The organism is Streptomyces sp. NPDC046876, from assembly GCF_040645035.1.
Taxonomy (GTDB): Bacteria; Actinomycetota; Actinomycetes; order Streptomycetales; family Streptomycetaceae; genus Streptomyces.
Genome location: NZ_JBEYXK010000015.1, coordinates 42,390 through 48,719 on the forward strand (window position 1 = coordinate 42,390; position 6,330 = coordinate 48,719).

Annotated in this window: 4 protein-coding genes; 3 read left to right on the forward strand and 1 reads right to left on the reverse strand. The window is 72.7% G+C overall.

The genetic code is table 11. From position 1 onward, the window contains the following. Positions 1–58 precede the first annotated feature (58 nt). Positions 59–3,553, forward strand: coding sequence for a M28 family peptidase (locus tag ABZ924_RS11770; protein WP_361907135.1), 3,495 nt, complete (start codon positions 59–61; stop codon positions 3,551–3,553). A 102-nt stretch (positions 3,554–3,655) separates the two neighbouring features. On the opposite strand, the gene ABZ924_RS11775 is transcribed toward ABZ924_RS11770, so the two are convergent. Continuing rightward, on the reverse strand, positions 3,656–3,934 hold the full coding sequence (locus tag ABZ924_RS11775) for a hypothetical protein (protein ID WP_361907137.1): 279 nt from the start codon (positions 3,932–3,934) through the stop codon (positions 3,656–3,658). A gap of 188 nt (positions 3,935–4,122) precedes the next feature. Between ABZ924_RS11775 and ABZ924_RS11780 the strand changes: the two genes are divergently transcribed. Together ABZ924_RS11780 and ABZ924_RS11785 are read left to right on the forward strand one after the other, a co-directional pair. After that, positions 4,123–5,412, forward strand: a complete 1,290-nt coding sequence (locus ABZ924_RS11780; RefSeq protein WP_361907139.1) for a VWA domain-containing protein — start codon at positions 4,123–4,125, stop codon at positions 5,410–5,412. Continuing rightward, a complete protein-coding gene (locus ABZ924_RS11785) occupies positions 5,412–6,236 on the forward strand; it encodes a hypothetical protein (RefSeq protein WP_361907141.1) in 825 nt (274 codons plus the stop codon). The genes ABZ924_RS11780 and ABZ924_RS11785 overlap by 1 nt, the downstream gene beginning before the upstream one ends. The last annotated feature ends 94 nt before the right edge of the window (positions 6,237–6,330 follow it).

Consider the following 6,330-nt stretch of genomic DNA (forward strand, 5'->3'; position numbering starts at 1 on the left):
AAAGCCGGCCCTACCCCCCACACACGATCGGAGTGGACTCTTGCAGCCCACCAGATGGATGGCTTCCGTGGCAGCCATGGCGCTGGCCGCGAGCCTCGCCGGCACCCTCGCCGGCACCGCGCACGCCGCGCAGCACAGCGGGCCCCCGCCCGCTCCCCGGGCCACGTCCGCAGACCGGGCGGTCGCCGCCGCCGACGCGGCCGTCCGCAGCGGCCTCGACACCCTGGTCAACTCGGCCCAGCAGCAGTACGAACGGCGCCTGGTCACCCCCTGGGTGCAGGACCTGTACTCCGTCGCCTACGAGCGGAGCTACCGCGGCCTGCCGGTCGTCGGCGGCGACGCCGTCGTCCTGGCGGACGGCGAGGGCCGGGTGCGCGCCGTGCAGTCGGCGTCCTCGACCGCGATCGACGTGGCGACCACCCCGGCCGTCGCGAAGAAGGCGGCGGAGGCCACCTCGCGCGCCGAGCTGGCCAAGGTCGACAAGGTCCTCGACAGCCGCCTCGTCGTCCGGCTCAAGGACGACAAGCCGTACCTGGCCTGGGAGACCGTGCTCTCCGGCGCCACGAAGACGGCTCCCAGCAAGCTGCACGTGTTCGTCGACGCCCGCACCGGCAAGGTGATCGACCGCCACGACGAGGTCGTCGCCGGCACGGGCAACAGCAAGTGGAACGGCCCCAACCCGCTCACCATCGACACCACCGCCTCCGGCGGCTCGTACTCGCTGCGCGACCCGAACCGCCCGGGTCTGAGCTGCGCCGACTACAGCTCCGGCAGCGTCTTCACGAAGTCCTCGGACTCCTGGGGCACGGGCAACCCCACGTCCAAGGAGACCGGCTGCACGGACCTGATGTTCGCGGCCCAGAAGCAGTGGGACATGCTCGCCCAGTGGCTGGGCCGCAACGGGGTCAGCGGCAACGGCCGCAGCTTCCCGGGCAAGGTCGGCCTGGGCGATCTCAACGCGTACTGGGACGGCAGCTCGGTCACCATCGGGCACAACAGCGCCAACGAGTGGATCGCCGGGATCGACGTGGTGGGCCACGAGTACGGCCACGCCATCGACTCCAACACCCCCGGCGGGACCAGCGGCCAGGAGGCCGGGCTCGGCGAGGGCACCGGTGACATCTTCGGCGCGCTGACCGAGGCGTACGCCAACGAGCAGGCCCCGTACGACGCCCCGGACTACACCGTCGGCGAGATGATCAACCTGACGGGCAACGGTCCGATCCGGAACATGTACAACCCGCCGGCCGTGGACAACGACCCGGCCTGCTACAGCTCCGCGATACCCGGCACCGAGGTGCACGCGGCCGCAGGCCCCCTGAACCACTGGTTCTACCTGCTGGCCGAGGGCAGCAACCCCGGCGGCGGCAAGCCGAACAGCCCCACCTGCAACCAGTCCACGGTCACCGGGGTGGGCGTCCAGAACGCCGGCAAGATCTTCTACGGCGGCATGCTGCTCAAGACCAGCAGCATGTCCTACAAGAAGTACCGGACGGCGACGCTCAGCTCCGCCAAGTCCCTCGACCCCACCACCTGCAACCTGTTCAACAAGACCAGGGCCGCCTGGGACGCGATCAGCGTGCCCGCCCAGTCCGCCGACCCGACCTGCACCCCCAGCGGCCAGAACGACGACTTCTCCATGGCGCTGAACCCCGCGTCGGGCACCGTCCAGCAGGGCGGCTCGGTCACCACCACCGTGACCACCAACACCACCTCCGGCCAGGCCCAGCAGGTCACGCTGACCGCCTCCGGCCTGCCGTCCGGGGTCACCGCGACGTTCAACCCGGCGACCGTGCAGTCCGGCCAGTCCTCGACGCTGACCCTGTCCGCCTCGTCCAACACGGCTCCGGGAGCCTCCACCGTCACCGTCAAGGGCCAGGGACCGGGCCTGGCGCACACCGTCGACTACGCGCTGACCGTCGGCAGCACCCAGCCGGGCACCGACCCGCCGAACATCGACGTGGCCGCCGTGCAGGCCCACCTCGCCCAGCTGAACACGATCGCCTCGCAGAACGGCGGCAACCGCCGGGCCGGCAGCGCCGGGTACACCCAGTCCGTGGCGTACATCAAGGGCAAGCTCCAGGCGGCCGGCTACACCGTGACCGAGCAGAGCTGCACCTCCTGCACCTACCCCTCCAACAACCTGATCGCCGACTGGCCCGGCGGCCCCGCCGACCAGGTCGTCATGTTCGGCGCCCACCTCGACAGCGTCTCGGCGGGCCCCGGCATCAACGACAACGGCTCGGGCTCGGCGACCCTGCTGGAGAACGCGCTCGTCCTCGCGCAGAAGAACCCGACCCTGACCAAGCACGTCCGCTTCGCCTGGTGGACCGACGAGGAGCAGGGCCTGAACGGCTCGGAGTTCTACGTGGGCCGGCTCAGCAGCACCGAGAAGGCCGCGATCAAGGGCTACTACAACTTCGACATGGTCGGCTCGCCCAACGGCGGCTACTTCATCAACAACCTCAACTCCACCACCGCGGCCCCGCTCAAGGCGTACTGGACCTCGCTGAACCTCGCCCCCGAGGAGAACACAGAGGGCCAGGGCCGCAGTGACGACTACTCCTTCCAGCAGGGCGGCATCCCCACCTCCGGCTATGCGGCCGGCGCCAGCGCCCGCAAGACGTCCGCGCAGGCGACGAAGTGGGGCGGCACCGCGAACGCCGCGTACGACTCCTGCTACCACAGCGCCTGCGACACCTCGAACAACATCAACGCCACCATCCTGGACCGCAGTGCCGACGGCGTGGCCTACGCGATCTGGAAGCAGGCGGTGGGCGGCGGCACCCCGGCGCAGGACTTCTCGATCAGCACCTCGCCGGCGGCCGGCTCCGCCAACCCGGGCGGCAGCGTCACCGCCACGGTGAACACCGCCACCGTGAGCGGCAGCGCGCAGACCCTCGCCCTGTCCGTGTCCGGCGCGCCGTCCGGCGTGACCGCGACGCTCAGCCCCACCTCCGTGCAGTCCGGCAGCTCCTCGACCCTCACGGTCCAGGTCGGCGCGGGCACCGCGGCGGGGACGTACACCCTGACCGTCACCGGCACCGGTACGGCGACCCACAGCACCACCTACACCCTGACCGTCGGCGGCAGCGGCGGCTGCACCCCGCGCGACGCCGTCGTCAACGGCGGCTTCGAGAACGGCAGCAGCCCCTGGACCGCCACCGCAGGGGTCGTCACCAACCAGTCCGGTCAGGTCCCGCACGGCGGCTCGTACATGGCCTGGCTGAACGGCTACGGCAGCACGCACACCGACAGCGCCTCGCAGTCGCTGACCCTCCCCTCCGGCTGCACCACCGGCCGGCTCTCCTTCTACCTCCACATCGACACCGACGAGAACGAGAGCGTGGTCTACGACCGGTTCACCGTCTCCGTCGGCGGCCAGACGCTGGAGACCCTGTCCAACCTGGACGCGAACCAGGGATACGTCCTCAAGAGCTACGACGTGTCCAAGTTCGCGGGCCAGACCGTCACCCTGACGTTCAAGGGCGTGGAGGACGCGTCCCTGCAGACGTCCTTCGTCGTGGACGACGTCACCCTCCAGGTGAGCTGACGCCCGCCTGATCCCGGGTCCCACCCGAGCGGCACGCCCCCGGCCCTCCGGCCGGGGTGTGTGCCGCTCGGTCGTGCACCGGTCCGCGGCCCGCCCGCGGGCTCAGTACGGCCGCGGCGACATGACGTGGGGGTCCCCGTCCGGGATCTCCAGCACGCAGCGCGGGACGCCGGGGCCGGGGGTCGTGCGTACGCTGACCGGGATCGGCGGATCGGTCGGCAGCTCCACCGGCACGCTCACCGGGCGGTCGCCGTGCGTGATGCCGTGGCCGGTCTCCTTGCCGTCGACGAGGATCTCCACGTCGACGCGCTGGCCCGTCTCCACGGTCGCACTGACGGAGTGCCCCGCGTGGTCGATGTGGAAGTGATGGCGTCGTCTCATGGGGTCGCCTCCGGCCGGGCGCAGCAACACCGTCCCCTCCCTGCACTCCAGGGTAAGCGCGGGCGGCGCGGCCCGCAGGCCGGCGGCCTCCCCCGGCCCCGATCGGCCCCCGACCCGGCTCCGGTCCGTGAACGCCGGTCCGCGAAGAACGTTTTGGATTGCCGCACGATCCTCAATACGATCCGGCGATGATCACAAGAAAATGGGTGGCGGCCGGGGCGTGCGGCCTGTTGGCCACGCTGGCGGTCGGGCTGTTCCCGGCGAGCGCGGCCGCCGGCGAACCGGTGGCGAAGGACTCGCCCAAGGTCGAGCTGGTGCTGGACGTCAGCGGCTCGATGAGGGCGACCGACATCGACGGCAAGTCCCGCATGGCGGCGGCGAAGCAGGCCTTCAACGAGGTGCTGGACGCGACGCCGGACGAGGTGCAGCTCGGGATACGGACGCTGGGGGCCACCTATCCGGGTGAGGACCGCCAGCTCGGATGCAAGGACACCAAGCAGCTCTACCCGGTCGGCAAGCTCAACCGGACCGAGGCCAAGACCGCGGTGGCCACCCTGGCCCCGACCGGCTGGACGCCCATCGGACCCGCGCTGCTGGGCGCGGCCGAGGACCTCAAGGGCGGCGACGCCACCCGGCGGATCGTCCTGATCACGGACGGCGAGGACACCTGCGCCCCGCTCGACCCCTGCGAGGTGGCCCGTGACATCGCCGCCCAGGGCATCCACCTCGTCATCGACACCCTCGGCCTGGTCCCCGACGCCAAGACGCGCGACCAGCTGGTCTGCATCGCCGAGGCCACCGGCGGCACCTACACCTCGGTGCAGCACACGGCGGAGCTCTCCGGCCGTGTGAAGCAGCTCGTGGACCGGGCGGCGGCGCCCGTGGTCACCCCGGTGGCGACCGAGGGCGCCAAGCAGTGCCAGGGCGCCCCGAAGCTGGGCGCGGGCCTGTACACCGACCGGGAGTCCTTCGGCGAGCACCGCTGGTACCAGGTGGACGTCAAGCCCGGCCAGGAGCTGCGCGCCTCGGTGAGCATCGCCGCCGACCGCGCCGTCAACAACGACTACGGCGTCCTGCTGCGGGCCACGACCGTGCACGGGCGGGAGATCGTCCGCGGCTCGGAGGCGGGCAACGGGCGCACCGACATGATCTCGGCCGGTCTGCGCTACCCGAAGGCCGAGGTCGACGACGAGGACGGCGAGGGCACGGACGGGGACGGCAAGCCGAAGGCGGAGACCGTCTGCCTCCAGGTCAGCAACTCCTTCTCCGCCCCCGCCTCGGTCAAGACCACCCCGGGCCTGCCCGTCGAGCTGACCATCGACGTCGTCGACGGCCCCGACGACACGTCCGACGCGGCCGCCTTCGGCCTCGGGCGCGGCTGGTGGCTGCTCGGCGTGCTGGTGCTCGCGGGCCTTCTCGCGGGCCTGGTGTGGGGCTGGATCTCCCGCTGGCGTATCTCGGTCTGGAGGACGAACTGATGCGTACCGTACGCATACTGGCGGCCGCGGCGCTGACCTGCGGCGGCGTGCTCGCCACGGCCGGCCCGGCGGCGGCGGACACCCCCTCGCCGGCCGCGAGCGCGAGCCCGGGCGGCAAGCCGTCCGGCCCGACCGAGGCGGGCACGGCCTTCCGTACCGCCATGCCGTTCAAGCCGGGCCAGCGGGCCACGGCCGAGGCGGCCACCGGCGACTACCTGTACTGGGTGCTCCCGCTGGACTCGGGCCAGCGGGCCACCGTCAAGGCGACGGTGACGCTGCCCGAGGCGGCGAGCCGGCACGCCGCCTCGACCTGGCAGCTCGACGTCTACGACGGCCTGCGCCGCCGGCAGGCGTGCACGTACGGCACCCAGACCGCGGCCGCGGGCAAGGAGGCCGCCGCGGTCGAGCTGTCCTGCACCCTGCGGACGGTCCGACCCGGGGCGGAGCCCTGGGCGAACGACCCGCTGCCCGGCAGCTACTACGTCCGGCTGACCGCGGTGAACCTCGCCCAGGAGGACCTCGGCCTGCGGGTACGGGCGGAGGTGCAGGCCGACCTCCATGACACGGGCGGCGCCTTCGCCTCGGACGGCGCCCTCGCCAAGCCCCTGGTGCCGGGCATCACGGCGCAGGCGGCGGCCGACAAGCCCAAGAAGGGCCAGCCGGCCGCGGTCGGCGAGCCGGACGGCGGCTGGTCCGGCGGCCGGTGGTCCGACCGCTGGGTCTGGACCGCGGCCGGCGGGGTGCTCGGCGCCCTCGCCGGGATCTTCGGGTACTCGCTCACCCGCGGCCGGGGACGCCCGTCGCACCTACCGCCCCGCGGCTGACGCGGCGGGGGGGGGGGGGGGGGGGGGGGGGCGGCGGGGCCCCCCCCCGGGGGGGGGGCCGCGGCGGGCGCCCCCGGCGCCCCCCCCCCGCCGG